29 protein-coding genes and 1 pseudogene are annotated in these 24,962 nt (G+C 68.4%); 18 read left to right on the forward strand and 12 right to left on the reverse strand.

Annotation, left to right across the window (positions count from 1 at the left end):
* Positions 1–22: 22 nt before the first annotated feature.
* Positions 23–595 carry a hypothetical protein gene (locus ABD269_RS16045; RefSeq protein ID WP_425572905.1) on the reverse strand — a complete coding sequence of 191 codons (573 nt, stop codon included), beginning with the start codon at positions 593–595 and terminating at the stop codon, positions 23–25.
* A gap of 221 nt (positions 596–816) precedes the next feature.
* On the opposite strand from ABD269_RS16045, the gene ABD269_RS16050 reads away from it, so the two are divergent.
* A complete protein-coding gene (locus tag ABD269_RS16050; RefSeq protein WP_344118450.1) occupies positions 817–1,308 on the forward strand; it encodes a PH domain-containing protein in 492 nt (163 codons plus the stop codon).
* 93 nt (positions 1,309–1,401) lie between these two features.
* Here the strand turns inward: ABD269_RS16050 and ABD269_RS16055 are convergent, their stop codons facing one another.
* A complete protein-coding gene (locus ABD269_RS16055; protein ID WP_344118451.1) occupies positions 1,402–1,545 on the reverse strand; it encodes a hypothetical protein in 144 nt (47 codons plus the stop codon).
* A gap of 368 nt (positions 1,546–1,913) precedes the next feature.
* Between ABD269_RS16055 and ABD269_RS16060 the strand changes: the two genes are divergently transcribed.
* The 4 genes from ABD269_RS16060 to ABD269_RS16075 all read left to right on the forward strand — a co-directional run bounded on the left by ABD269_RS16060 (position 1,914) and on the right by ABD269_RS16075 (position 4,450).
* The gene (locus ABD269_RS16060; RefSeq protein WP_344118452.1) at positions 1,914–2,351 is read left to right on the forward strand and encodes a DUF6417 family protein; all 438 of its coding nucleotides are present in this window, start codon (positions 1,914–1,916) and stop codon (positions 2,349–2,351) included.
* Between the two features lie 239 nt (positions 2,352–2,590).
* Positions 2,591–2,869 (forward strand): hypothetical protein, encoded by a 279-nt coding sequence (locus ABD269_RS16065; RefSeq protein ID WP_344118453.1) that lies wholly within the window; start codon positions 2,591–2,593, stop codon positions 2,867–2,869.
* Positions 2,870–3,362: 493 nt separating this feature from the next.
* Entirely contained in the window at positions 3,363–3,752 is a 390-nt protein-coding gene (locus ABD269_RS16070) for a hypothetical protein (protein ID WP_344118454.1), read from the forward strand.
* Between the two features lie 20 nt (positions 3,753–3,772).
* Positions 3,773–4,450 carry a methyltransferase domain-containing protein gene (locus ABD269_RS16075; protein WP_344118455.1) on the forward strand — a complete coding sequence of 226 codons (678 nt, stop codon included), beginning with the start codon at positions 3,773–3,775 and terminating at the stop codon, positions 4,448–4,450.
* A gap of 56 nt (positions 4,451–4,506) precedes the next feature.
* Here the strand turns inward: ABD269_RS16075 and ABD269_RS16080 are convergent, their stop codons facing one another.
* Positions 4,507–4,893 carry a PASTA domain-containing protein gene (locus ABD269_RS16080; RefSeq protein WP_344118456.1) on the reverse strand — a complete coding sequence of 129 codons (387 nt, stop codon included), beginning with the start codon at positions 4,891–4,893 and terminating at the stop codon, positions 4,507–4,509.
* 398 nt (positions 4,894–5,291) lie between these two features.
* Between ABD269_RS16080 and ABD269_RS16085 the strand changes: the two genes are divergently transcribed.
* Positions 5,292–5,825 carry a cytochrome P450 gene (locus tag ABD269_RS16085; RefSeq protein WP_344118457.1) on the forward strand — a complete coding sequence of 178 codons (534 nt, stop codon included), beginning with the start codon at positions 5,292–5,294 and terminating at the stop codon, positions 5,823–5,825.
* 310 nt (positions 5,826–6,135) lie between these two features.
* Here ABD269_RS16085 and ABD269_RS16090 read toward each other — a convergent pair whose 3' ends face one another.
* A complete protein-coding gene (locus tag ABD269_RS16090) occupies positions 6,136–6,831 on the reverse strand; it encodes a TolB family protein (RefSeq protein WP_344118458.1) in 696 nt (231 codons plus the stop codon).
* Positions 6,832–7,213: 382 nt separating this feature from the next.
* Positions 7,214–8,254 (reverse strand): helix-turn-helix transcriptional regulator, encoded by a 1,041-nt coding sequence (locus ABD269_RS16095; protein WP_344118459.1) that lies wholly within the window; start codon positions 8,252–8,254, stop codon positions 7,214–7,216.
* A gap of 384 nt (positions 8,255–8,638) precedes the next feature.
* Here ABD269_RS16095 and ABD269_RS16100 point away from each other — a divergent pair, with 384 nt between their 5' ends.
* Both ABD269_RS16100 and ABD269_RS16105 read left to right on the forward strand, forming a co-directional pair.
* Entirely contained in the window at positions 8,639–9,628 is a 990-nt protein-coding gene (locus tag ABD269_RS16100) for a hypothetical protein (RefSeq protein WP_344118460.1), read from the forward strand.
* Positions 9,629–9,658: 30 nt separating this feature from the next.
* On the forward strand, positions 9,659–10,561 hold the full coding sequence (locus tag ABD269_RS16105) for an NHL domain-containing protein (protein ID WP_486387805.1): 903 nt from the start codon (positions 9,659–9,661) through the stop codon (positions 10,559–10,561).
* Positions 10,562–10,817: 256 nt separating this feature from the next.
* On the opposite strand, the pseudogene ABD269_RS35375 reads toward ABD269_RS16105, so the two are convergent.
* From ABD269_RS35375 to ABD269_RS16125, 4 genes and pseudogenes are all read right to left on the reverse strand, one after another.
* Positions 10,818–11,001, reverse strand: a pseudogene (locus ABD269_RS35375) (ISL3 family transposase); the annotation flags it as partial.
* 104 nt (positions 11,002–11,105) lie between these two features.
* Entirely contained in the window at positions 11,106–11,471 is a 366-nt protein-coding gene (locus ABD269_RS16115; RefSeq protein WP_344118463.1) for a hypothetical protein, read from the reverse strand.
* A 22-nt stretch (positions 11,472–11,493) separates the two neighbouring features.
* Positions 11,494–11,862: a hypothetical protein gene (locus ABD269_RS16120; protein ID WP_344118464.1), complete on the reverse strand. Its 369-nt coding sequence runs from the start codon at positions 11,860–11,862 to the stop codon at positions 11,494–11,496.
* The gene (locus tag ABD269_RS16125) at positions 11,859–12,302 is read right to left on the reverse strand and encodes a hypothetical protein (RefSeq protein WP_344118465.1); all 444 of its coding nucleotides are present in this window, start codon (positions 12,300–12,302) and stop codon (positions 11,859–11,861) included. Before ABD269_RS16125 ends, ABD269_RS16120 begins: the two co-directional genes overlap by 4 nt.
* Before the next feature lie 637 nt (positions 12,303–12,939).
* Here ABD269_RS16125 and rox point away from each other — a divergent pair.
* Both rox and ABD269_RS16135 read left to right on the forward strand, forming a co-directional pair.
* Entirely contained in the window at positions 12,940–14,367 is a 1,428-nt protein-coding gene (gene rox, locus ABD269_RS16130; protein WP_344118665.1) for a rifampin monooxygenase, read from the forward strand.
* A 111-nt stretch (positions 14,368–14,478) separates the two neighbouring features.
* The gene (locus tag ABD269_RS16135) at positions 14,479–15,027 is read left to right on the forward strand and encodes a hypothetical protein (protein ID WP_344118466.1); all 549 of its coding nucleotides are present in this window, start codon (positions 14,479–14,481) and stop codon (positions 15,025–15,027) included.
* On the opposite strand, the gene ABD269_RS16140 is transcribed toward ABD269_RS16135, so the two are convergent.
* The gene (locus tag ABD269_RS16140; RefSeq protein WP_344118467.1) at positions 14,997–16,028 is read right to left on the reverse strand and encodes an ArsR/SmtB family transcription factor; all 1,032 of its coding nucleotides are present in this window, start codon (positions 16,026–16,028) and stop codon (positions 14,997–14,999) included. The genes ABD269_RS16135 and ABD269_RS16140 overlap by 31 nt on opposite strands.
* A gap of 56 nt (positions 16,029–16,084) precedes the next feature.
* Between ABD269_RS16140 and ABD269_RS16145 the strand changes: the two genes are divergently transcribed.
* The gene (locus tag ABD269_RS16145; RefSeq protein ID WP_425572906.1) at positions 16,085–17,311 is read left to right on the forward strand and encodes an MFS transporter; all 1,227 of its coding nucleotides are present in this window, start codon (positions 16,085–16,087) and stop codon (positions 17,309–17,311) included.
* A gap of 27 nt (positions 17,312–17,338) precedes the next feature.
* Here the strand turns inward: ABD269_RS16145 and ABD269_RS16150 are convergent, their stop codons facing one another.
* Complete coding sequence (locus tag ABD269_RS16150; protein ID WP_344118468.1) at positions 17,339–17,770, reverse strand: nuclear transport factor 2 family protein; 432 nt, start codon at positions 17,768–17,770, stop codon at positions 17,339–17,341.
* Positions 17,771–17,915: 145 nt separating this feature from the next.
* The gene (locus ABD269_RS16155; RefSeq protein ID WP_344118469.1) at positions 17,916–18,875 is read right to left on the reverse strand and encodes an alpha/beta hydrolase family protein; all 960 of its coding nucleotides are present in this window, start codon (positions 18,873–18,875) and stop codon (positions 17,916–17,918) included.
* Between the two features lie 162 nt (positions 18,876–19,037).
* Between ABD269_RS16155 and ABD269_RS16160 the strand changes: the two genes are divergently transcribed.
* From ABD269_RS16160 to ABD269_RS16190, 7 genes are all read left to right on the forward strand, one after another.
* A complete protein-coding gene (locus ABD269_RS16160) occupies positions 19,038–19,634 on the forward strand; it encodes a TetR/AcrR family transcriptional regulator (RefSeq protein ID WP_344118470.1) in 597 nt (198 codons plus the stop codon).
* A 153-nt stretch (positions 19,635–19,787) separates the two neighbouring features.
* The gene (locus ABD269_RS16165) at positions 19,788–20,780 is read left to right on the forward strand and encodes a 3-oxoacyl-ACP synthase III family protein (protein WP_344118471.1); all 993 of its coding nucleotides are present in this window, start codon (positions 19,788–19,790) and stop codon (positions 20,778–20,780) included.
* A 232-nt stretch (positions 20,781–21,012) separates the two neighbouring features.
* A complete protein-coding gene (locus ABD269_RS16170; RefSeq protein ID WP_344118472.1) occupies positions 21,013–21,867 on the forward strand; it encodes an arylamine N-acetyltransferase family protein in 855 nt (284 codons plus the stop codon).
* Between the two features lie 307 nt (positions 21,868–22,174).
* Positions 22,175–22,651: a hypothetical protein gene (locus ABD269_RS16175; RefSeq protein WP_344118473.1), complete on the forward strand. Its 477-nt coding sequence runs from the start codon at positions 22,175–22,177 to the stop codon at positions 22,649–22,651.
* A gap of 120 nt (positions 22,652–22,771) precedes the next feature.
* On the forward strand, positions 22,772–23,320 hold the full coding sequence (locus tag ABD269_RS16180) for a putative immunity protein (protein WP_425572907.1): 549 nt from the start codon (positions 22,772–22,774) through the stop codon (positions 23,318–23,320).
* Positions 23,321–23,589: 269 nt separating this feature from the next.
* Positions 23,590–24,138 carry a DUF1062 domain-containing protein gene (locus tag ABD269_RS16185; RefSeq protein ID WP_344118476.1) on the forward strand — a complete coding sequence of 183 codons (549 nt, stop codon included), beginning with the start codon at positions 23,590–23,592 and terminating at the stop codon, positions 24,136–24,138.
* Between the two features lie 151 nt (positions 24,139–24,289).
* A complete protein-coding gene (locus ABD269_RS16190) occupies positions 24,290–24,940 on the forward strand; it encodes a CatB-related O-acetyltransferase (RefSeq protein WP_344118477.1) in 651 nt (216 codons plus the stop codon).
* Positions 24,941–24,962: the final 22 nt, after the last annotated feature.

Raw genomic sequence — 24,962 nt, forward strand, 5'->3', positions numbered from 1 at the left:
GGCGTCTCTGGATCTCTGGACCTTACGACGGCCCGTCCAACCCGCCAACAACGTAGGACCGGCTGATCGCCGTGTCGACGGGGCGGTCCGGGAACGCGCCGCGGATCGTCTCGGTCACACCGGCCTGCGTGATCCTCACAGTGTCCGGGGTGGCGACGCGCGTGGTGTCCTGCGAGGCGAGCGCATCCAGAGAGGCACTCAGCGCCGCCCACCATGAGTCCGGCAGCTTCGGCTCGTCCACCAGCCGGCCGCCGGATCGCACCGGGGCAGCGGCAATCAGATCCGTCTCGTCCGCCCGCCACATGGCCTCCGCACCGGCCTCCCGCCACGCGACTCCGGCATGCCACCGGGGCATCGCAACGCCACGGAGCACAGCCGCGCACTCGACACCGTTCCATCCCTGCCCGCCGATCCGCTCCAGCGGGCGCCGTTCGATCCGGACCCACGTGTCGCGGTCCGACAGCGCCCCGACCGAGCGGCGCTTACGCACCACCGATGCCCGGTCGAGCCGGACTTGGAGCGCCTGCTCGACGTGATCGAGAACTCGGTCGACGGACTTGGCCCGCAGGTCCACGGACACAGTAGAGAGCGCCATGGACCCGGTCTACCACTGACGGCGCCAGGGAACCGCTGACTCCGGTGGCAGAGCACCCATGGGCATGAAGGGGTGGCGAGCACGCCCTGGCCCGTCAACGTCCAAGCCGTCGTCGTACTCCGCGTGCGTGGACGGGACGGCAGCGGTCTCCTGCGTCCGAAACATAGGATATGGGCGTGCAAATGATTGAATTTCGTGCTGTTTCCCGCCGGTGGCAGTGGTTGACCGCCGCTGTCTTTCTCTTCGCTGGCGCGATCTTCCCGTGCTTCATCACCTTCGGCATGGGCTGGGACGAGTTCGGCCGCCGCTACCAGGAGTCGCCGCGCGGCAGAGGCCTGGGCTTCTGGTCCACCGGGATCTTCGTGATTGCGGCCATATCCCTCGTGGGGTGCTACTACTTCGCCGGGCGCACGTTCGTCGGGGCCGACGGCATACGCACCAGGACCCCGCTGCGGCGGCGGTTCATCCCCTGGGGTGACATCAAGTACATCGACGTGGACAAGGGGATCGACGAGCTCCTCGGCCGCAAGGCAGGACCCCTGTACCGGATCCGGCTGGACCTGGTGAACGGCAAGAGCCTCTGCCTGCCCGCACCGATGAGCCACGAGTTCGACTCCGACATTGAGGCGGCCAAGACCGCGATCATTCGCCGCCGGAAGACCTGGGCCGATCAGCCCTTCAACCGGATGCCGGAACCATCAACGAAGCCCTGAGCCAATGCGGTGGAGCGTGCCGCCCCTCACCGGTCGCCCCGGTTGAGGGTTCGAATGCTGAGAAGGTTCGGCACTCGACATCGCCGTGACCGGCTAGACCCAGGCCGCTGCCGCTCGGGCCAGCTCCGCGTCGTACTGGTCGGCATCGAACCGGAACTCCAGGGGCAGTTTTCCGTCGCCCCCGTTGTTCTCCCAGTCCGTCCAGTGCACATGGGCGCCTTCACGGCGGATGGTCACCCAGGCCGAGCCGCAGCACGAGGTGCTGCACTCCGCCGCCGCCATCATGACCCGGCGGCTGGTCTCCGTTGCGGCCAGCCCATAGCTCCCTGTAACGGGACATCCTTGTTTGATGGCAGGCCAGGTGCATCGATTCCCCGGACCAAGTCCCGCGAACTGCCCACCCGGTGGCCGTGCGGTGCGGCATGCTGCCCACGAACCGCAGATAGCACTGGAGGGCAGGCGGGGGCGTCCTGAAAGACTCGGAGTACCAAGACCTGGCCGCCCTGCGCGACGGGCAAGAACAGCACCAGCACGGATGGGCCACGGACGGCTGCGGCATCGGCTTCAAGGCCGTCGACCGTCTCCGCAAGACCGGCCTGTGCGAGATGGCCACCGCCGACACCCTCCTCCAGCTGCGCCCCGGCCCGCCACAGTGGGCAGCCCGCCTCACGCCCGAAGGCCACGACACTCTCGTCTACTTCCCCGCCCGCCAGGCCACCAGGCCCGCGCCCCGCCCCGCGCACGAGACCCCCGAGACGGCCCGGGAGGTAGAACTCCGCCCCACCGCCATGGAAGCCGTACGCCTCTACCTCTCCCTGGCCGACGACCTACGCCGGCCTCCCGCACCCGGCCTGACCGACGCGGTACAGGCAGCACAGCGCGCCGACTCGGGCAGCGGCTGGCGGCTGCACCTCACCGGGCCGCAGTTGGACTCCGTCGCGTATGCGCTGTGGCTGGAGACCCGCGCACGCTCCGCAGGCCCCGCGCACCGCCTGGCCCAGAACTACCGCAGTAAGTACGAGCCGACGAGCCGCAGCTCATGAGCGCACTCGCCAGCTTTGCCAGCTGCCTTGAGAGGGGACGCGTCTTTGTCGCAGCGACGAGGATCACACGGCCGCCGCTCAAGCGGTCCAGGCGTACCCGGCCCCTGGGGGTGTGCGCCCCCGGACGCCCCGTGCACCCGCACGCCGGATGCCGCCCGCAGGGGTACGTGGTGTGCTGGCTCCGGCATGGACCGTCACGGTGGCGGTGCGCGGGTGCCGGGCACACGGAGGAGACCTCGATGGCGATCTTGGTGAAGGCCGAGCTGGCGGGCGTGACGACCGACCAGTACGACGCCCTCAACGACAAGCTCCAGGCGCTGCCAGGCAACCCCTTCGAGGGCTGTCTCTCGCACGTCTGCGTCCCGACGGGCTCGGGACTGGTGATCTACAACGTGTGGGAGTCGGAGCAGGCCATGGAGAAGTTCATGGGGATCGTGCTGCCGGTGGCCCAGGAGCTGGGCCTGCCGCAGGGTTCGCAGCCGGAGATCTCGCCGGTCCACGGGCACTGGACGCCGTAGCATTCCCGGCCGAACGCGTCCGGTACGGGACCGGCGTCACCCTGGGGCGGGGAACTGTGTGACCAGCCACGCACGGCCCGCAGCGAACCGAGCGCCCATGCCTCGCCCGCAGTGCCTGGCGCTACTTCGTCTTACGCGTCGACGGCCCGGCCGCTACCTCGCCCTCGATAGTCGCGCGACCCGAGGAGCGTGGGCTGCAATGGCAGGAACGCGAAGTCTTGGGGCTCATGGCCGCAGAGGAATTGAAAGGCGGCGGCGAGACCAACGTTCTGCTGTCCGCACTGGACAGGAGGGGTCTCGGCGCCCTGGCCGCTGGGTTCCGCCGCGACTCCACCGCGCACAGACGGGCATCCGTTGCCGCTATGCGAACGGCAGTTGCACCTGCCGGCCGTCGCAGAACAGAGAATGCGCGAAATCCTCCAAGAAGCGGGCCGCGCCCCTGGAACTGCCCGACGTCGCGCGGGACTGTACGGAAGACCGGTGGGACGCCTACGTGGGCAGCGAAGAGGAGTTGGCGTTCCTCCGTGGTGACGCCCTGCTGCACACCGACATCAACCCGGACAACCTGACGGTAGAGGAGGTGGGCTCGTGGATCATCGACTGGGCATGGCCCACGTGCGGGCCCGCCTTCATCGACCCGGCCTGTTTCGTCGTGCAGCTGATCGCAGCCGGCCACAGCTCCGAGTCCGCCGAGTCCTGGGCCGCCGGGTGCACGGCATGGGCGAATGCAGATGCGAAGGTGATCGATGTGTTCGCCGGGGTTTATCTGCGAATGCTCCGTGCTATCGCCAACCGATGTCCCGATGAGGGGTGGCTGATGGCCATGGCGGAAGCGGCTCAGGCATGGGCGGACCACCGGGGCATCCACAAGACGGCACTGTAAGCCCACTGCGAAGTCGTTGCATGAGTCCTCCCGAACGACTCGTTCAGATCCTCACGAACAAGGGATCGCTCCCGCCCGCATCGCCCTGGGCCGAGGCTGTCGCCCAGGTACGGCGGGAGCTGTTCCTCCCCGGCGTCATCGAGGCCGACGACCGGACTATCGACCGCTTCCAGAGCCCGGAGCGGTGGATGCGGGCGGTCTACGGAGACCTGGCCCTCGTCACCCAGGTCAACGAAGGCCGCGAACTCGGCGAGAGCGCCTACCAGCGGCCCACGTCCTCCAGTTCCATGCCCTCGATCATGCTGGAGATGCTCGACCTCCTGGACGCCCAGCCTGGCCAGAGGGTTCTTGAGGTCGGCGCGGGCACGGGTTACAACGCCGCCCTGCTCAGCCACCGCCTCGGTTCCACCAACGTCACCACCGTCGACATCGACGGCGTCCTCGTTGAGCGGGCGGAGAAGAACCTGACCACAGCCGGGTACGAACCCCGCGTCGCCCGGGGCAACGGACATGAAGGCTGGGCGGCAGGCGCACCGTACGATCGGCTCGTCGCGACCTACACCGTCAGCGAAATCCCCAATGGCTCGACAGCCCAGGCAACATCATCCACTGAGAAACACCACGGCGCCGGTTCCCCCCTGAACGTCTCCTGGGGAAGCCGGCGCCGTGACTTGTGGGGTAGCGCGCTCAGTTGGTGACCAAAGCCAGGTTCACTCGGGTGGATGGCCACGACCGAGCCCCGGTGCTACTGGCCTTACCTGGTGGCCGTAGCCATCCGCGGACACTCTTCGGCTTTCTTCACGGCGCCGATCTTGACGGTCTTACCGACTGGCCGTCCTGGCGCCGGTGATTGATCACAGACCTTCCAGTTGTTGGGCCACAGGATGTGACGTCCTTGGCCGCTGACGTCCTTGGCTTCCACCTTCGTGCCGGCTCCAAGGGTGTTGTAAGCGGCCGTGAGGCTCTTGGACTTGAGGTCGGGCATGGGGGGATCAGTCTGCGTCTCCGCCACAGAGGCGACCGAGGTAGCGGAGGCGCTTGTCGGCACTGCGGTGAGCCAGAAGCCGGAGATGGCGAGGACCATGCACGTGGCCGTGATGGTCATCGTGTTCTTGCGGGGCCGGGCAGTGTGTTCAATCATCGAGGCGCCTTTCGTTTGAGTGCCGGACTCGATCTGCTCTCACCCCGTCTCTTGGATGCCACCCGAGCCAACGCTTCACTCAAACGGGGTACCGAGATATACGGGACGACCCCGCAGGGCTGCGTCACTGAGCATCGCTCAGGCGGGCCGGTACTCCGCATGCGGGACAGCTCGCTCCCACACCGCTTCGAACGCGCTCGTGCACAGCTTTAGCACCCGCTCGTCCAGAAGATCTTCACCCTCGGCTTCGCCCTCTCCCACAACGCCACCAGCCACCACATCCACCACGCCTCGACCGGTACCCCGGTCAGACCCCACCCGCGACGACCGCGCCTTCTCACCCGGATCGAGGGTGAACTCCCGGTCATACCAGCAGCCCTGTGGACCCACGGATGGGGATGCCCAAGCGCACCCCGCTGGCCGACATCGAGGCGGCCGACGTCACCATCCCCAAAGGCGCCCCCCTGGTCCTGGCCCTCGCCTCCGGCAGTCGCGACCTGCTGCGGTTCGACGACCCCGACCGCTTCGACATCACCCGCCCGGACAACCAGCACCTCGGTTTCGGCAGCGGCGTCCACAACTGCTTCGGCGCACCACTCGCCCGCGTCGTGGCCCGGACCGCGCTGAACACCCTCCTCGGCCGCCTCGACGATCCCCGCCTCGTCGAGGACCCGCCCCCTTACCGGTACGGGGCCGTCCTGCGAGGCCCCCCGCCACCTGCCCGTCGAAGTGTCCCCCCGGTGACTCCGGGCTCCGGACCCGCTGCGGACACACGACGATCCTTGTCCCGACCGAAAGCGTCACCGACACCCGTGACCACCACGCCGGGACCGGCCGAGTCGGCACGGGGGCCGCGGACAACGTCGAGATCACCGAACCTTGTTCCTTATGGTCGGTTGTCACGCAGAGCGGCGATTGTCTCGGGCGTTTGACGGTCTTGCCCACGTCGTAGCGGGTAATGGGCAGTGGGCGATCTCGTGGCGCTGCCACCGAACACGCACTGGGCCCCTGTCGCTCATCTCAGGCGGCGGAGAAAGACATCGCCGGTGTCGTTGGTGTCGCCGGGGACGAGGTTGTGCGCCCAGCTGTCGAAGAGCACGCGGTGGCCGGACCGGTCGACCGCGATGTTGCCCGAGGCGCCGGTGCCCTGGGCTCCGTCACAGCCGCCTTGCTGTCCCGGCTCTGCGCAGCCGGGCGGGTGTGCCCGGTCCGCATGTCATGGACATAGAAGCTCTCTTCGGGTCAGGGGGTGCTTCTCGCCGCGCCCAGGTTGTCGGCGAGCGAATGGAAGCCGATCTTGCTGCCGTCGGCGCTGATCACCGGCCATTTCGAGAAGTGGTTCGCTCGGCTGCCGTCGGAGGCGACGCTCACCCGACGGGTGGTGTGCTTCCAGCGATCCCGCACATACACGTCCTCCTGGCGTTCGCTCCCTCCGGGGGTGAGGTCGGTGCGGTCCGAGGTGAAGGCGACGTAGCGGCCATTCGCGCTGATCGCAGGGTAATTCGCGTCGCCCTGCCGGTTCTTTTCCCCCAGGAGGGGCTCGGTCCGTCCTGTCAGCCGGTCGCGGATGTAGATGTGGTGGTCCCGGACGTGGCCGGGCCCATTCTGTTCGGCGTTGGACGAGAAGGCGACGTATCGGCCGGTGGCGCTGATCGAGAACTCGTACACCCAACGCAGGTCCGGATCGGCGTCGCTTGCCACGTTGGCCTGTTCGACGGCCCCGCTCCGCAGGTCCTTGAGGTAGAGCGTGACGGTGCTCGGAGCACCGGGCAGCAGATTGCGCGCGCGGGATTTGAAAGCAGCGTAGTGGCCGTCGGAGCTGATCGCCGGGTCGAACGACATCCCGTTCGCCTGGGTGCCGTCCGCGGCGACGCTCACGCGCTCCAGGCGCGGGCGGTGGTGTTCCGTGCCGGAGGCGGTCGGCACCACCGCGGTCAAGGTTCCCAACGTGGCTGCCAGCACAGCCAGTTGTCTCGCGCCCCGCATGTTTCCCTCCCGGTGTCGTACGGTCGGGCGCAGCCAACCCCGGCGGGCATGCACCGGTCAACGGGGAGGGAGTGGATCCGGCCGTCGCCGGAGTTGGCTGGAGGCCCGCGCACGCTCCGCAGGCCCCGCGAACCTCATCTTCTCCGAGGAACACGTACTGGGCATCTCTGCGGGGCTGAGCGATGCCCGGTGCACGAACGACGTGCCGTCGTCGTCAAGCCGGGGCAGGATCGCGAGCACGATGAACACGATCGCAGCCGCACCGCTACTCCTTGGCCGGGGCCCGGTAGCCGCTGCTGTCGGGCCCCGACCGGCCTTCGAGCGGATTCGTTCGTCATGCCCCGAACGTGGCGAGCAGTTCGTCACGGCCGCTGACACCGGTCTTACGGAATACCGTCTTCACATGCGTGTTGACGGTGTGCAGGGACACGCACAGGCTGCGAGCGATCTGCTTGGGTGCCGCACCGGAATGCAGGTGCTGGACGATTTGGCGTTCGCGGGCCGTGAGGCCGTGCCAGGCCGAGAAAACGGGCAGCAGCAGGTCCCCTGTCGCTTCCTGAAGGATCACGGCGACATCTCCGTTACCGTCCGCGTCGAGTGTCTGGGCGTGAACGGCGATCCGGCGACCGAGAAACGCGGTGGGGCTGCAGGCGACCGGGCGCGGAGCACTCGGATCGATCAGGTGGCGACGTGCGGCGAGGCTGATCTCATGCATCGACACACCCGGCATCCACTCCGGCGCCAGGCCTCGTGCCGGATCGATCTCCCGCATCCATGCCTGTGCTTCGGGTGTGAGAGAACGCACCTCATGGTCGGCGCCGACGATGACAACCCCGGCCGGGAGGTGTGGCCGACCGAGGCCTGGCTCCCCAGCGGTGGCGTACCGTCGCAGCAAGGTGATCAGGGGCGAGGAGAACCGGGCGAGCCGCTCGGCGTCATCGGGGCCGAAAGGTCTGCCACCCTCCTCCCTCAGCAAAGCCAGAAGACCCCACGAACCCCGGCTGTCCCGCAACAGTAACCGCAGTTCACACCCGGCGCCGTGCGCCGCCAGGGTCTCCAGGGCGCGTCGGTGCCCTGGAGACCCCGGCACGGCGCAGTTGTCCCTGCTGATCAGCCCCACCGGGGTCGGCAGCCGGGCGATATCGACCGGGCTGAAGGGGTCCTCACCCAGATAGGACTCGGGTAACTGCTCCCGGACAAGACCGGGGCTGAAGTCGTGCAAGAACCCGAACGAGATCGCTCCGGTGACCGGATTCATCCCGAACAGACGTAGCCCGTCATGAGCCACCCAGGGGCCGATCGCCTGCGAGACCAGCTCGGCCAGTTCGTCCCGGACGAACCGCTCCCCTGCCTCCGCTTCCAGGCAACGTGCCACCTGGGACGCATCTCCGCGCAACGGCCACCGCCAGCCCCCGGCCGCGCCGCCTCGGCCATCGTTCGCTGAGGGCCGCGGCGCCATCGTCATGCGGCGCGGATGAACCCGATGTTTGCCGCTCCCCCTTCTGGAGGGTCCTTATGGCTCGAGGATGTCGAGAGAACCGGGAAACGGGAAGGGCTCGGTTCACTGCGTGGACCGCGGTGGGCCTTTTCCGGCCTGCTTGGACTCCAGCCGTGGGGGGCAAAGGAGAGGTTCCGCTCCGCGCGCCCATAGCACGGCCGTGGTCTGCGCCCACCTCCCCAAATCTGGGTACTACACGGGAACTCACGGCCGGGCCACAGTCAGGTATCCGTCCGTAGTCTGCGCAGAAGGAGGAAGACCATGCGAACTCCGACAAGATCCAAGCCCGCGCTCGCGCTGTTCGCGATCCTGCTGGCCGTATTCGGGGCTCAGTTGGGCGGCTCGGCGGCAGCGGCCGATCACAGGCCTCTTCCGCAGAGACCCGCGCAGGGGCGGTCCAGCGAAGTGGCGAGGTATCACGACGCGAGCGGCCGCATCACCGTGGCGGTCTTCAGTGAACTGGCCCAGCCGGCACAGGAGATCTGGACCGACCACCAGGTCCAAGTCACCGACCCTTCGATGATCGCTGTCGGCGGGGGCGCGACAGGAGCGGAGTATCCCTACGGCGCGTACCTGACCGCCTCCTATCCGAGCAACGACCTCTCGTCGTGGATCGTGTCCTCGAAGGACCACAACGGCCGCCGCCAGGCGCACGAGCTCAACGGCTACGCGATCGGCCTGAAGATCGAAGGCGTGGACAGGGACCAGTTACGCGCATGGATCAACTCGTGCAGCGGTTCCCGGCCCAGCGGCGCTCCGGCGCACTCCCCCCAGGCCGGCGCGAGCATCAATTCGGACCGGTGCGTGATGCTCGGTGGCGGGTTCAAGGTGGACTGGAAGGGGCCGGGTAACATCGCCACCGCCTCGTATCCTGCCATGGCGTCGTCCTCTTCCTCGGGCTCCACCTGGACGGTGCGCTCAAAGGACCACATGGTCGACGATTTCGCCAGGATCACCAGCTATGTGATGGGGATCCCGAAGTCGCTGCCGGTCGGCACCGTGCTCTCCCGCGCCTTCTCCGGGGCGGGGGCTGCGGCCCAACACCCCACCACCACGGCCCAGGTGGATGACGGATGGTCGTTGACCGGCATCGGCGCGAGGGTCTTCTATCACGCCGATGGCAGCCTGCTGTGGAACCTGCAGCCGGTCGTCAACGACACTCAGCAATATGTGATCGCGGCCTCCAAGGACCACGACAGCCCCGACGCGGCATCGATCGTGGCCTGGGCCATCGCCATCCGGCTCGTATGAGGTGACGAGCGTGCGGTATCGCGTGTTGCCTTGCGGCCACGCGGTACCGCAAATACTCCAGTTGCAGATGGGTGTGGTTCTTGTCCGGATAGCCTGGGGAATCGGACCCATCGGATAAGGCCCTGCGGAACAGCGCGGCAAAGCCGAGGGCGACGGCCGCAAGGCCATCGAGGCCCCCTGCGCCGGCCCACCGACCTGGCCATGGACCGGGCGGGCAACCTGTTCATCGCGGAGGACGTACGGGTCCGCCGGGTCGCACCGGACGGCACGATCGACACAGTGGCCGGCAACGGCACCCAGGCCCCCGCGAAAGACGGCTCCAGGGCCACCGAGTCGGGCTTCACCGGGATCGTGGGAATCACTGTCGACGGGGCCGGGGACCTGTACATCGCGGAGACCCGTACGCACCGGGTGCTCAAGGTCAGCCGAGGTGTCCTCACCATCGTGGCCGGTACGGGGAAGGGCGGGTTCAACGGGGACGGCGGCAAGGGGGATGGCGGCCCGGCCACCGGAGCCCAGCTCGGCACCGTCACCGGTCTGACGGTCGACCACAACGGCAACCTGTTCATTGTCGACAACCTGAAGCATCGCGTCCGCATGGTCGTCCAGGCCGCCCGGCCTCCCCGCAAGACCCGCACTGTCAGGGCCCTCTCGGGCTTCGACCGCCTCAACAACCAGCACGCCAAGCCAGGGGAGCCCTTCGGGCAGCCGCTGGAGGTGGAAGCCCGCGACACCCACGGCGAGTTCGTGCCCGGTGCCCGGATCCGGTTCGAGGTGGACTCCGGCACCGGATCGACGTTCGCCACCCCGAAGCCCGGCCGCACCGCCGAGGCGGACACCAACGACGACGGTCTCGCCACCGCGCCCCAACCCGCTACACGGCCCACGTCGACCCGCTGGACTGACCGACCGCCCGACCAGGACCGGCCATGACACCTACGGAACCGCCCGAGTCCGGCCCTTACGTTCCTACTTCCCATGCGACGCGGCTGCAGCCATCGCCGTTAAGGTTGCGCGGATTACCTACCATGATGACGCGATCGCAGACGAATGTCTTGTCCAGGTTCTTCATGTCCATGAATGCCTTGGCGCCGTCGGGAAAACGATCACCGGTGCAGTTGAATCCCCGGACTTCACTGCTATTGGTGGGTTCGTATCCATCCTGACAGGTGTATGTAGTGGGTTCGTCGGCCTGCGCACTTCCTGCCATTCCGAGCGTGCGGCGCTGGTATCGCTCCAGCACTCCAGGCACCTGCTCGCGGAAGGTGTGGCGGCAGCCGCGCGTGGGGCACACCAGACGCCGCAGCCGTACGCGGACCGCCACCCGCCGACCGTCGACCGGTACGTCGGCCACCACCTCAGTGATAGCCGTGACTGGGCGGCCGTCCCATTATGCCTACGATCCTGGCCCCGGACCGCATGATCCGGCACCAGGACGCCCCAACATCTTCACTGCCGCTTTTAAGGAGGATGTGGCTCAGGAGCAGGCGACGAGGTCGCAGTCGAACTTCACTGCCAGCGCGGCGGGGCTTCCGTCCGGTTTACCCCATGACGTGCCTCTTCCGGTTCCGGGATCGGCCGCCACGGTGGCAATTTCTCTCGTGCTGCACTGGGCGTCCTGGAAGAGGTGAGCCTTCTGGTTGGTCGCGTTGGTGACCCTGACGACCGGATAGGGGAGCTTGATGCACCTGCCCGAGGGCGGGTTGTTCATCTCTCCCGTTCGGCTGGCCGCGTTCTCGAAAACGAAGTGGCCGTTCGCCGCGTATGCCGGGGCTACACCCGCCGTGGTGGTGAGCAACGCTGCTACGGGCAGCGCGAGCAGGATGCTCATACGGTGCTTCATCCGGCCTCCCTCCTCGCCGTGCTCATGTGTGTGTGACCTCGATTTGGGTGTGACAGCTCGGGCTGGGGTTGATGTCCCGGGTGTGGAGAACCTCGCGGGTGCCGATGTAGGCGCTGGCTGCGAACTGCCGGACGTCGGAGCAGGGGCCGAGGTCGAAGCTCGCTGTGGCTCCTGACACCACGTGGCGCTGAGTCTGCAGCCGGATGACAGGGTCGCTGAAGCGCGCAACGGCGAGGTCGACCTCGTCCAGACCGAAGCCCGAGTGGTTGACGACATCAACCCGGTAGTTCGATGCGGCTGCCTGGCGTACGGCCGAAGCCGGCGAGGCGGGTGCGACCGCCGCGGTGAGTGCCAGTGAGGCGGCACAGATTGCCTTGACCGCGCTCCTCATCGGACTTTCCTGTGCATTTCGAGTGCTGACGTGCTCCGGATGGTGACGATGTCGTCGCAGCCGACGGGATCGGCGTCGACGTCACCGGTGGTGAACTTGCGCTCGCCGCCCACGAGGCCGCTGACCGCGTACTGCTTGACGTCGGAGCACGGCCCGAGATCGAAGATGATGACGCTGGAGGCCGGCACGTTGAACTGGTGGAGGATCTGGGTGACGGGCGTGCTGTTGCGAGTGAAAGCCAGCGCGATCTCGTCGAAAGCCTGGGTGGAGAAGTTGTCCACCTCGACTTGGTAGTTCTTCTCCTGGCGCATCATCACGTGTGGAGCCGACGCCGATGCCGTTCTCGTCTCAGCCGCATGCCCGGAGGCCGGAGTCGCGGCCAAGGCTGCGAGGCAGGCCGCTGTCACGGCCGTGGCGCGGTTGAGCAATGAGAATCGCATGGTTTCCCCCTGGACGAGCTGGCGGGGGCCAGCCCACCCGACCCCCTACGGTAAGTAGCGAAGCTATCGCCTGCCGTAGTGGACCGGCCAGAGCCTGATCGGGTGAATAGTCCGACAGTCATCGCCAGGCCACACGCGTCTCGACCGCATGAGCGTCGAACGCCTCCAGCAGGGGCGCCGGTTGTGGCAGCCGCCCGAACGACATCCTGATGAAGCGGGTGGTGCAGCGCGGTCCATCAGTTTCTCCGCCCGCCGCTCGGCGACCACAGTGCTGCCGGTGTCCACGCGGCCGAGACTCACGAGAACCGATAGATCGTCCCCGGTGAAGCGCTTCCCGCACACCGAGGGCTTGGCAATCCCGGCGCCATCGGACGTCGTCGAAGTCCCGGCGTCCTGCAAGGACTGGCTGTACGTCCAGAGCGGACGGCAAAAGACAAAGGCAAGGAGGTTACCCACTCCTTGCCACTCTCAATGTATAGCGCACTGGGGGCCTTGCGGCAAGGCCCCGGTCGTGCCGCAGAATGGTCGGCCAAGGCCAGGGCCTGCGGAAATGGCAGGTGTGGAGGTGCGGTGTGCGCGCCGCACGGACTGCGTGGAGCAGCTGGCCGGGGATCGATCTCGTTACATGGGGGAGTTCATGATCGACGTCATCGTGGTCGGCGGCGGACCGACCGGTTTGATGCTGGCCGGCGAGTTGCGGCTGCACGGTGTGCACGTGGTCGTGCTGGAGAAGTTGACCGAGCCGACCAAGGAGACCCGCGGACGCGGCCTGCATGCGCGCAGTGTCGAGCTGATGGACCAGCGCGGTCTGCTGGACCGGTTTCTCGCGGTGAGTGAGAAGTTCCGGGTCGGCGGTTTCTTCGGCGGCATCATGAAGGACTGGCCGGAGCGGTTGGACACGGCCCATCCGTACGGGCTCTCCACGCTGCAGCCGGTCACCGAGCGGCTGCTCAACGAGCATGCGCTGGAACTGGGTGCCGAGATCCGGCGCGGTTGCGACGTGGTCGGGCTGAGCCAGGACGAGGACGGGGTGACCGTCGAGCTGGGAGACGGCACGCGGCTGCGCTCGCGCTACCTCGTCGGGTGCGACGGCGCCCGCAGTGCGGTGCGCAAGGGGCTCGGTGTGGGTTTCCCCGGTGTGCCCGCCAAGGTCGAGACGCTGCTGGGCGACATGGAGATGACCGAGGATCCGGCGACGGTCGCCGCGGTCGTCGAGGAAGTCCGCAAGACCCAACTGCGGTTCGGCACCATCCCCAACGGGGACGGGACGTACCGCGTCATCGTGCCCGCCGAGGGTGTGGCCGAGGACCGCGCGACCGCGCCGACCCTCGAGGAGTTCAAGCAGCGGCTGCGGGCGATCGCGGGCACGGACTTCGGCGTGCACTCGCCGCGCTGGCTGTCCCGGTTCGGCGACGCCACCCGACAGGCCGAGCGCTACCGGGTCGGCCGGGTGCTGCTGGCCGGCGACGCGGCGCACGTCCACCCGCCGACGGGCGGACAGGGGCTCAACCTCGGTGTGCAGGACGCGTTCAACCTCGGCTGGAAGCTGGCCGCCGCGGTCGGCGGCTGGGCGCCGGAGGGGCTGCTGGACAGCTATCACGCCGAACGGCACCCGGTGGGCGCCGCCGTGCTGGACAACACCCGTGCGCAGATGGCATTGCTGGGGACCGATCCGGGTGCGACAGCGTTGCGGGAGCTTCTCTCGAAGCTGATGGATTTCGAGGAGGTGAACCGGTACGTGACCGGGATGATCACCGCGGTCGACGTCCGCTACGACTTCGGCGAGGGCCACGAACTGCTCGGCAAGCGGCTGCGGGACGTGAAGCTGAAGCAAGGCCGCCTCTACGAGCTGATGCACGGCGGCCGCGGACTGCTGCTCGACCAGACCGGCCGGCTCTCGGTGGAGGGCTGGGGGGACCGGGTCGACCACGTCGTCGACGTCAGCGAGGAACTGGACGCACCCGCGGTGCTGCTGCGGCCGGACGGCCACGTGGCATGGGCCGGTGAAGATCAGCAGGATCTGCTCGGCCAGTTGCCGAAGTGGTTCGGCGCTGCCGCCAGCTGAGTGCGCAGCCGTGGCGACGGGAGGCGGTGAGCCTGCCGCCTTCCGCCGCCCGGTTTCCGTCCGTCTCCTCGGGCGCAGTATCGAGAGGGTGGTGCAGCGGAGGGGGAGACCATGACCGTGATCGTCGGGCTCGTACACAACGCGCGGGTGCACCTGGGCGGGGACTCGGCAGGTGTCTGTGGCCTGAGCCTCACCGTCCGCCGGGATCCGAAGGTCTTCCGCAACGGCCCCTACGCCATGGGCTTCACCACCAGCTTCCGCATGGGCCAGCTGCTGCACCACGCGTTCAAGGCGCCCAAGCCCAAGGGCGACCTGGACCGGTTCATGACCACCGTCTTCGTCGACAGGCTGCGCACCTGCCTCAAGAACGGCGGCTGGTCGCGCAAGGACTCCGAACAGGAGAAGGCCGGGACGTTCCTCGTCGGCATATACGGCCGCCTGTTCGCCGTCTACGAGGACTACCAGATAGCCGAGCCCGCCGACGGATACGCAGCCGTGGGGTGCGGGGACGAACTCGCACTCGGCGCTCTGCACGCCACCGCGGGCCTGGGCCTCGCACCACGCAAGCGTCTGGCTCTGGCTCTCGCGGCTGCCGGCCACCACAGTGCCGGAGTCTCCGAGCCGTTCAGTTACGTCACCGCGCGGAAGCCCCCCTCCTGATCGTGATCGGGCCCGGAGGTCCGGCGCTCTCCGATCAGTTGGTCGCCGAGGGAGCTGCGGCGGTACAGAACCTGGCGTCCGTCGCGCGCCCGGGTGACGAGGCCGGTCGCGTACAGCACACGCAGGTGCTGGGACACGGCGCTCGGAGTGACCCTCAGGCGGCGGGCGAGCTCGACCGTGGGCAACGGCGCGTCGAGGAGGCCGAGCAGTCTCGCCCTGGGCGCACCCAGAAGGGACACGAGAGCAGGTGCGTCCGCGGTGGGCGCCGGGGCCCAGAGCGTCGCCACTCCGCGGCTGGGGTACGCCAGCATCGGCGGTTCCTCCGGGCTGACCGGCGGCGCGGGCTTGTGGGAGAACACGGACGGTACGAGCAACAGCCCCCGGCCGGACGCCGCGACGTGGTGCCGGCTGATCATCTGGTCGATGTGCAGTACGCCGTCGTGCCAACGCAGATTCGGGTGCATGTCGGCGAACAGCAAACGGGCACCGCCCACGGCCAGTTGCCGTGCGCGGTAGGTCATGTCGGCTTCCAGGAGCAGCCGCATCTGCGGCCACATCGGCTCGACGGCCACCTCCCAGTACTGCCGCAGAAGCTCGCAGATGGCATCGCGGAGTCCGACGACGGGCGCGTCGTCGGCGGCGGTGGCATCGTGCAGAGCGTCGGGGAGCGGGCCCGGCGCGTGCGTGGCCAGCAGATCGCGGCGGACGAGGGCGGGGGAAGTCCGGCGGACGACGGCCAGTTCTTCCTCGAAGGACGGGGCGAAGATCGCGGGCCGCGGGGTCAGGAAGTCGGGAAGGGTACGCCTCACCGCGACCAGGGACATCAGCAGGTCGGTGTCGAGCGTGCCGAGTCCGCCGAGAACGGACCTGCGCCATGGGAGGTGCAGCGCGGACAGCCCTGGCTCGCGCAGCACCCGCAGACTGAGGACGGTCTCGTGCATGGGGGAGAGGGCGAACCGGGTGTCCGCGAGGTCCTCGACGCCGAGCTCGAAGCTGATCATTAAGCCATACGCTACATCGATTGGCGGCGGCGTACGGGTGCCGTGAACTGCCAGGTATGACACACACGCAGCTCACGCACGGCGCGTGGCGCATGAACCGACGGATGGTCCTGATCCTGGCCACGACCTGCGCCGTCGGCGTGGGCAACATCTATTTCCCGCAGGCGATCAGCCCGCTGGTCGCCGCCGGGCTGCGCGAGTCGCCCGATGCTGCCGCCCTGGTGGTGACCGCGACCCAGATCGGTTACACCGCCGGGATCTTTCTGCTGGTGCCGCTCGGCGACCGGATCCCGCACTGCCCGTTCCTCGTCACCCTGCTCACCCTCACCGGCATCGGCCTGCTCGCCGCGGGCTGCGCCCCAGCCCTGCCGCCCCTCGTCGCCGCCAGTGCCCTCATCGGCCTCACCACCGTGGCCGCCCAAGTCGTCGCTCCGCTGGCCGCCGGGCTGGTGGCCGCCGACCGCCGCGGAGCGGTGATGGGCACGTTGCTGAGCGGGTCCATCGGCGGCATGCTGCTGGCGCGCACCTTCAGCGGGACGCTCGGCGAATGGCTGGGGTGGCGCGCCCCCTATCTGGTGGCCGCGGTGCTGGTCCTGCTTCTCGCGACCGTCCTGGCCCGTACCCTGCCGGTCACTACCCCGCCCTCGCGCCAGCCGTACCCGGCGCTCCTGGCCGAGTCGTTGCGCCTGCTCCGTACCGAGCCGGACCTGCGCCGTTCCTGCTTCTACCAGGCGACGTCCTTCGCCGGGTTCTCGGCCGTCTGGACCTGTCTGGCGCTCCTCCTCACGGGCCCGGCCTACGACTTGGGCGCCCAGGCGGTGGGGATGCTCGCCCTGGTCGGCGCGGCGACCATGCTCTGCACCCCGTTCGCCGGCCGTCTGGTGGACCGCAAGGGATCCGATCCGGTGAACCTGGTCTGCATGCTCGGGGCTCTCGTCTCGGCCGCAGTCCTCGCCGAGGGCGCCCGGGGTGGCGCGCCGGGTCTTGCCGCCCTGGTTCTGGGCACGTTGCTGCTCGACGTCGCGATGCAGTCCGGCATGGTCGCCAACCAGGCGCGGGTGTTCGCCCTGCGTCCCGACGCCCGCAGCCGGCTCAATACTGCCTATATGACCTGTGCTTACCTGGGTGGCAGCGGAGGCTCCTGGGCCGGGCTGCGCGTCTACGGACGGGCCGGGTGGCGGGGCGTGTGCGCGCTCGTGGCGATTCTCGCCGCCCTCGCCCTGGTCCGGCACTTCGTGGCGCTGTACGGCCGAAGGCCCCGATCGGCGGAGACCGCACAGTGACCCACAGAATCCGATCCCGGGCACGGCTCAGCGCAGTTGGTCGCCCCAACCGCCCTGGATCATCGTCTGGAACGCCCATGAACCGTCCCGCCGGATCAGGATGTCGGCGTAGCGGAGCCGTTGGGTGTGCCCGTCGGTGGTCATCACCGAGTCGGTGAAGACCACGGCGATCGCGGGACCGAGGAAGACCGGTGTGCGGGTGGACTCGAAGGTGATGCCTTCGGCGCCATCGCCCATCACCCGGGTCATGGTGTCGATGAACCGCTGCCGGTCCCACTGGGCGCTCGCGCCCTGCCCTTCGGCGTTGTCGCTCACCAGGTTGAGCGGGAAGACCGCCAGGTCGGCCATGCGCTCGATGTCACGCCGGCCCGCGGCGGCGTCGTAGTCGGCGAACCACTTCTCGATGCTCGCCAGTTCCTCGTCGGTGGGCTGGTAGGCGGTGTCGGGCGGGATCGTCATGCTCTTTCCTCCGTGCCGTCGTGGGTCCAGTTAATCAAATTTGACTAGCACGGAAGGTAGCTCGGCGAGATCTGTGCCGCAAGCCGCCTCCGGAACTCGGCGGTGAGGCCGCTGGGTTGCCGGCAGGCGGCCCGACGATTTCGGCTTACTTTGATTCGACTCGTCCGAGCGGGTCGGGGTCGGCCGTCAGCGCGTCACGCGCCGCCTGCCAGGCGGCATCCCCGGGGTAGAGCTCCGTGCGGAGGTAGGCCCAGGTGAGCCGCTGGACCGCGGAGACTCGCTCGGGGTTCTCATCCGTGGTCTCGGCGACGTCATATCCGGAGACCCCGCCGAGCCCGTGCTCCGCGTCGAACAGGGTGAGCAGGGACTTGGGGCCCGGAGAGAGGAAGTACGGATCGGCGTGCCAGTCAGGGCCACGAACCGTCAGGTGGGGGGAGTCGTCCTTGTCGCCGGCGACCACGAGCGCGGGCGTCGTCATCTTGGAGAAGTCCGTGGTCGAGAGGAAGGGAAGATTCGCGGCCACGGACTCGGTGAGGGCATCGCCGCCCCTGCCGGGCGCGGCAAGCAGGACACCCGCCTTGATGCGGGGCTCGGCCAGGTTCGCTTCCGTCCCGTCCTGCGGATCGGTGAGCCGGGCGCCCAGCAGCAGGCTCGCGGTGTGCCCGCCCATCGAGTGCCCGGCCACGGCGACCTTGCTCCGGTCCAGGCGCCCGAGGAGCTGCGGGACGGCGGTCTCGATCGCGTCGAGCCGGTCGAGGATGTGTTTCATGTCCTCGGCCCGAGATCGCCAGTACAGGGGCGCCCCGGGGGTGTCGGGGTCCAGGCTCAGCGTCGTGGAGCTCAGATGGGTGGGCTGTATCACGACGAAACCGTGCGCCGCCCAGAAGTTGACGAGGGGGGCGTAGCCGTTCAGCGAGGAGAGGTGGTTCGAGTGGCCTTGGCCGTGCGAGAGGAGGATGACCGGAAGGTCGTTCCCGGTCACGGGCGCGGAGACCCGTACCTCCAGATCCACGGCGCGGCCGGGCGCCGGCAGCACCGCCGGGCTGACCGAGAGGACGGGAGCGGGTGAGCCGGCGATGGCGGCTGGGCGGGTCGATTCGCTCATGATGCGTATGTCCCTTCAACGGCCTCTGCTGCCGGTCTCATTCGACAGGCAGGGGGGCGGTCAGGAGCATCCGGCTTCAGCTAAGCTGAAAGCGGAGCATTGTTCCGTTTAGTATGCGGAGCGCTGTTCCGCTTTGTCAACGGTCCTCGAAAGGAGAGCTCGGTGCCCGCTGCAAGCCAGCCCGGAGAGGTGCCGGCCCGAAGCAAGCGGGTCGACGCGCTGCGCAACGAGCAGAAGCTGCTCACCGCCGCCGCCGCGGTGTTCGTCACCTCCGGCGTCGATGCGCCGATCCGTGAGATCGCTGCCAGGGCGGGCGTCGGGATGGGGACGATCTACCGCCACTTCCCGACCCGGGCGGATCTCGTCGTCGCCGTCTACCGCCACCAGGTCGAGGCGTGCGCCGAGGCCGGCCCGAGCCTGCTGGGCGGTGCCGACTCCCCGCTCGAGGCACTCCGTCAGTGGGTCGACCTCTTTGTCGATTTCCTGGTCACGAAGCACGGACTCGCGGACGCGCTGCAGTCGGACAGCAGTGGCTTCGACGCGCTGCACGCCTACTTCCTCGACCGCTTGGTGCCCGTCTGCGCGCGATTGCTCGACGCCGCGGTCGCCGCTGACGAAATCAGGCCCGGTACGCACGCCTACGAACTGATGCGCGGCATCGGCAACCTCTGCATCGGACGTGACAGCGACCCCCGCTACGACCCCCGCCGATTGGTCGAACTGCTCCTTCAGGGGCTACAGCGGCCGCAGTCGTCCTGATATCGACGGAGGGGGCACAGGCAGGCCGGGGCGGGTGGGGATTGTCTGACCCTGAGAGTGGCCGGAAAAGGTACGTCCTGTTGCTCCGTCAGGACCCTGTCGCGATGATCATCCCCGGTTTCTCGGTCGTTCGGCACTTCAAGGAGACACTTCATGGCGGTTGGGATTGTCGGTACGGGCTACGCGCTCGGGTCGGACATAGTCGACAGTACCGAGCTGGCTCTCTCCCACGATCTGGAGCCTGACTGGTTCGTGCGGCGGACCGGTACCCGGCAGCGGCGCGTCTACGCCGAGGGCGAGAGCCTGCTCTCCCTGGCGGCCGACGCGATCGGCAAGGCCTGCGCTGATGCGGGGGTCGCCCCGCAGGAGATCGGCAGCGAGACCCTGCTGATCTTCCCTCAGGTCGGCATCCCCACGTACCTGGTTCCCTCCCAGGCGGTCCTGCTGGCCGAGCGCGCAGGCATCCGGTGCGCGAAGACGATGAGCGTGGACGGCTCGTGCGCGGAGGTGATCCCCGCGCTGGAGACGGCGATCACCATGCTGGAGGCGGGCCGCTGCGAGCGTGCGATCGTCGTGGCCGGCCAGGACGCGGTCAACCTCTCGGGCCACAAGGACCTCAGCCTGGCCGGCCTCTTCGGCGTCGGCGCCGCGGCCGTCGTCCTCTCCCGCGACGCCGACCACGGGATGAAACTTGACGTGCGCGGCAGCCACTGGGAGACCCACCCGCAGCGCTGGGAACTCGGCACCCAGCCCGTCCACTCCAACCGCAGGACCGACGAGGGCTTCGAGGTCAGCATCGGCTACTACACGATGCAGGGCCCCGAGATCGTCCAGGCCTCCCGCAGGCTCGTCCCCCCGGTCGTGAACACCGTCCTCACCCAGGCCGGCTGGACCACCGACGACCTCGACGTGGTCTTCGTCCACCAGCCCAACACCCGGTTCCTGCAGATCGTCATGAAGGCCTGCAAGATCAGCATGGACATCGTCCCCAACCCCTGCGCCGACATCGGCAACCTCGGCCCCGCCAACGTCCTGGCCACCCTCGCCATGACCCGGGAGGAAGGCACCCTGCAGCCGGGCACCCGGGCCCTGCTCTTGTCCTTTGGTGTCGGCTTCTCCTGCGGAGCCATCGCCGCCGTTCTGTAGAACCACATGCCCGCACCGGCGCCGCTGGGCCACGCCGCGCCGGATCCCCGACACGGGCACCCCTGCGGCGCGGTCCACGGACGACGCACGCGATCGAACCGTCGCGTCGGTCCCCGGTCCTAGGTCCAAATGGTGAGGGTCATAGGACCCCCTGGCAGAGGTCCGGGGGACACCGGCCGCCTACGGTCGGAGCAGCGGAAACGTTGAACCCTTGACCACGAAGGCTGGATCCATGACGAAGACGGACGCTGGAAACGGATGGCACGGCGACGAGTTGGACCTCGACGCCTATCTGGCCCGGATCGGCTACGAGGGGGAGCGGGCGCCGACGCTGGAGGTGCTGCGCGGGGTGCAGCGGGCGCATGTCACGTCCATACCCTTCGAGAACCTCGACGTCATGCTGGGCGTGCCGATCCTGCTGGATCCGGAGTCCGTGCAGGAGAAGCTGGTGCGTAGCCGGCGCGGCGGCTACTGCTTCGAGCACGTGGTGCTGTTCGCCGCGGCGCTGGAGCGGCTGGGATTTGAGTTCACGGGGCTGATGGGGCGGGTGACGCTGGGCACGGAGAAGATCCTGCCCGCCACGCACGCCCTGCTGGCGGTCACGGCCGTCGACGACGAGCGGCTGTGGCTGTGTGACGTCGGTTTCGGCAAGGGGCCGTTGGAGCCGGTCGAGATCGCCGACGGGGTCGAGGCGGACCTGGACGGCTGGCGGTTCCGGATGGAGCGGCGGGACGGGGTCTTCGGCATCGACCACTGGTGGCTGTACCAGCACGGCGAGGACGACTGGCTCGACCGGCACACCTTCACGCTGACCCCGCAGCACACCATCGACTATGTGGTGAGCAGTCACTATGTGGCGACCAACGCCCGTTCCCCATTTGTGAAGCGACCGTTTGTGCAGGGGTTCAGCGCCACCCGTCACGACCGGCTCGACGCCACCACCTGGACCACCTTCCGGCCGGACGGCTCCTCGACCGAGCGGAAGATCGACCCGGATGAGCTGGGGCAGGTGCTGGAGGAAGGCTTTGGGATTGTGGTGGGTGCCGAGGAGCTCGCGCGGCTCAGGGACGGGCTCGACTCCGCCTGATCAGGCCATTTGGGGGCGCGGGCCAGGCATGCGGCGGTGCGTGTGCGCATGGCTGGAATGAGTGGGTCCGCTTGGTGACGTCGGTGTCGCGGGTCTCGTCGGGGCCGCCGCCGATGAAACCGCCGACGTGAGAGCCTGGCTCTCCCTGGCCCCTGCGCGTGCATCGTCCGACCCGAACGGATCCGGCCTCCGGCCCGCCGCCCCGGGGCTGGCCAGTTCCCTCACTCCGCCATTGCCGGTTGCCCGTTCCCTCGAGATGATCACCTCTCGTGTCGAGTCGATCACTCAGACGAATGGAGACCCAGACGTGGCACCCCGCATGGTGTTCCGAGCCCTCGCCGCAACTGTCGCCGTGGCGACCTTGAGCCTGCCGCTCACGCAGGCCGCGTACGCCGCCGCCGAGCCTCAGCACGCCGCCTCGGCGAGCGCCCGGGACGACGACAACCCGTTCCGGTGGATGGAACTGGACGGGCTGAAGGCCGAGTTCCGGTTCATGTGCCCGGCGGGGCGCTGCGTGGGCTACTGGTCTCTGGCCCTCACCGAGGACGTGGCCGCGAAGACGTACGCGGGTGGGAAGTTCTTCGCCTACGCCCCCGCGACCGGTGACTTCGGGTTCTTCCTGGACACCGACATAGCCGCCCGTACCGTCGACCATCCGGAACAGGTCCGGCTGATCGACAGCGACTTCATCCGGTCGCACCCCCGGGTCGAGGTGCGCTACGGCAACCCGGAGCAGCCTCGCAAGGCCAAGGTCGTGGCCTCCGCCACGACGCTGATGCTCTAGGACCGAGTGGAGCCCTTCCTCCCGATCGACGGGTTCGGACGCCGGCAGCCCGCAGTTCACCCCCGTGCTCAAGCGAGTAGCGAGTACGGGGGTGGCCGTCTGCCGGTGTGGTTGGCGAGGATGACACTCGTGGTCAACGAATCCGGCGAAATCATTCTGAGCAAGCAGGACCTCCGCGAGGTCACCAGGTATGCCACCGAGATCGCGCAGGAAGTCCTGGAGATCTTCGAGAGAGCGCACCCGGTCGACCCGCGGCCTCGCGATGCGATCGACGCCGCTTGGGCTTTCGCCCGGGGCGGCGAACGCGGGAAGGTACTGCGCGATACCGCGTGGGCGGCGCTCAAAGCGGCCCGAGAGGCGGGCACCGCTGCCGCGGGCGACGCGGCGCGAGCGGCGATGGCCGCGGCATCGGCTGCATACCTGCATCCATTGGCCGACGCCCATCAGGTGAAGCACATTCTTGGGGCAGCGGCCCATGCGGCGAGAGCGGCCGAACTTGTGGCGGGTGATGATCGACATGTGGGTGCCGATCGCATCCAGCAAGCTTGTCGGCGCGCGACACCAGCTGTCGTCGACGTGCTCAGCCGCTACCCCGCGGCACCGCCTGGTGGAGGGCGCGTAGGGGAGATGCTTCGCGATCTGGACGAGGCCCTGCGCAGCCGCTTCTGAAGTCACCCGGACCCCAGGGCGATCGCGACTCAGTACGCGCCGTAGGGGTCTGTCCGGCGGTCATGTGGCTGGTCTGTCAGTGAGGCGCCCGAAAACCAGTGGAGCAGCGCCGCTGTGCGCCGTTACCGTGCTGCCGAACCAAGTCGTCTGGTCAAGGACGTGCCGTTGTACACCCTGTGAGACCTCCCGAGCGCTGAATCGTCGCGCGTCGCGCATGTGCGCCGCGCTCCTTTTTGCTGCGGACTTCTCACCGAAACCGGTGTACTTCTGTGCTCAAAAACTGGGTGGTCGTGCCCACCTGCCTGCCGCTCGTTCGCCGCCGCTGCCACGCGTGCGCGTCCGAGCACTTCCGGGCAAGCGGGAAATTTCGCGTCAACGCCAACCACAAGCTCATCGACGCCTGGCTTCTCGTGCTCTGTACCGCTTGCGGGGAAACCGCAAAGCTCACGGTCCTGGAACGGATGAATGTGCGCTCCGTACGGCCCGAGCTGCTGGACCGGCTGCACGACAACGACCCCGTCCTGACAGCCGAGTTGCTCCAGGATCCGGTCGTGCGGCGCCGTAATCGCATCGCCCTCGACTGGGACGACGCCTGGCGCCTCGACACCGGCGAGCCGGATCACCTGGACCGCGAGGTGATCGACGTCTCGGTCCGCTTCGCGGCGCGGATCCCCGTCCGGGCGGTGCGGCTGGTCGCTGAAGGTTGCGGTCTCTCGCGGGCCGGGATCGAGAGGCTGATCACGGAAGGGAAACTCGTTTCGGCAGTCCGGCTGAGCGGCAGGCTCTCCGGCGACTTCACCTTCACGCTCAAGCGCTGAGCCCTCCTCGGCGCCACGGCCCGATCCTCACACCGGCCCCGGCGAACGCCGGGGGCCGGTGTCCTGAGCCGGTATTTCGGTGTTCCGGTCGGCGCGATAGCGCGATCATGGGACCGGACACTGACACGCAACCCGTAAGGAATCGCTCGCCATGCCTGTGCCTGCCGACCCGACGGTGGTCCACCCGATGCCCGGTCAGCCGCGGGTGGTGCTGCTCAAGCCGCTGGTGAAGTCCCCGTTGATCGAGGTCGGGGAGTACTCCTACTACGACGACCCGGATGACCCGACCGCGTTCGAGACACGCAACGTGCTCTACCACTACGGGCCGGAGAAGCTGGTCATCGGCAAGTTCTGCGCGCTGGGCACGGGAGTGCGGTTCATCATGAACGGCGCCAACCACCGCATGGACGGCCCCTCGACCTTCCCCTTCCCCACCATGGGCGGCTCGTGGTCCGAGCACTTCGACCTGCTCACCGGCCTGCCGAACCGAGGGGACACGGTCGTCGGCAGCGACGTCTGGTTCGGCTACGGCACGACGGTGATGCCCGGCGTACGGATCGGGCACGGCGCGATCATCGCTGCCGGCTCCGTCGTCACCACGGACGTGCCCGATTACGGGATCGTCGGCGGCAACCCGGCCCGGCTCATCCGTACCCGCTACAGCGATCGGGACGTCGCCCGGCTGCTGGCGCTGGCCTGGTGGGACTGGCCCGCGGAACACATCACCGAACACGTACGGACGATCATGTCGGGCAGCATCGACGAACTCGAAGCCGCCGCCCCGGATGCCCGCCGTATGTGACGTGAGGACGGGAGTCCCGCTC

The organism is Streptomyces blastmyceticus, assembly GCF_039521185.1.
Taxonomy (GTDB): domain Bacteria; phylum Actinomycetota; class Actinomycetes; order Streptomycetales; family Streptomycetaceae; genus Streptomyces; species Streptomyces blastmyceticus.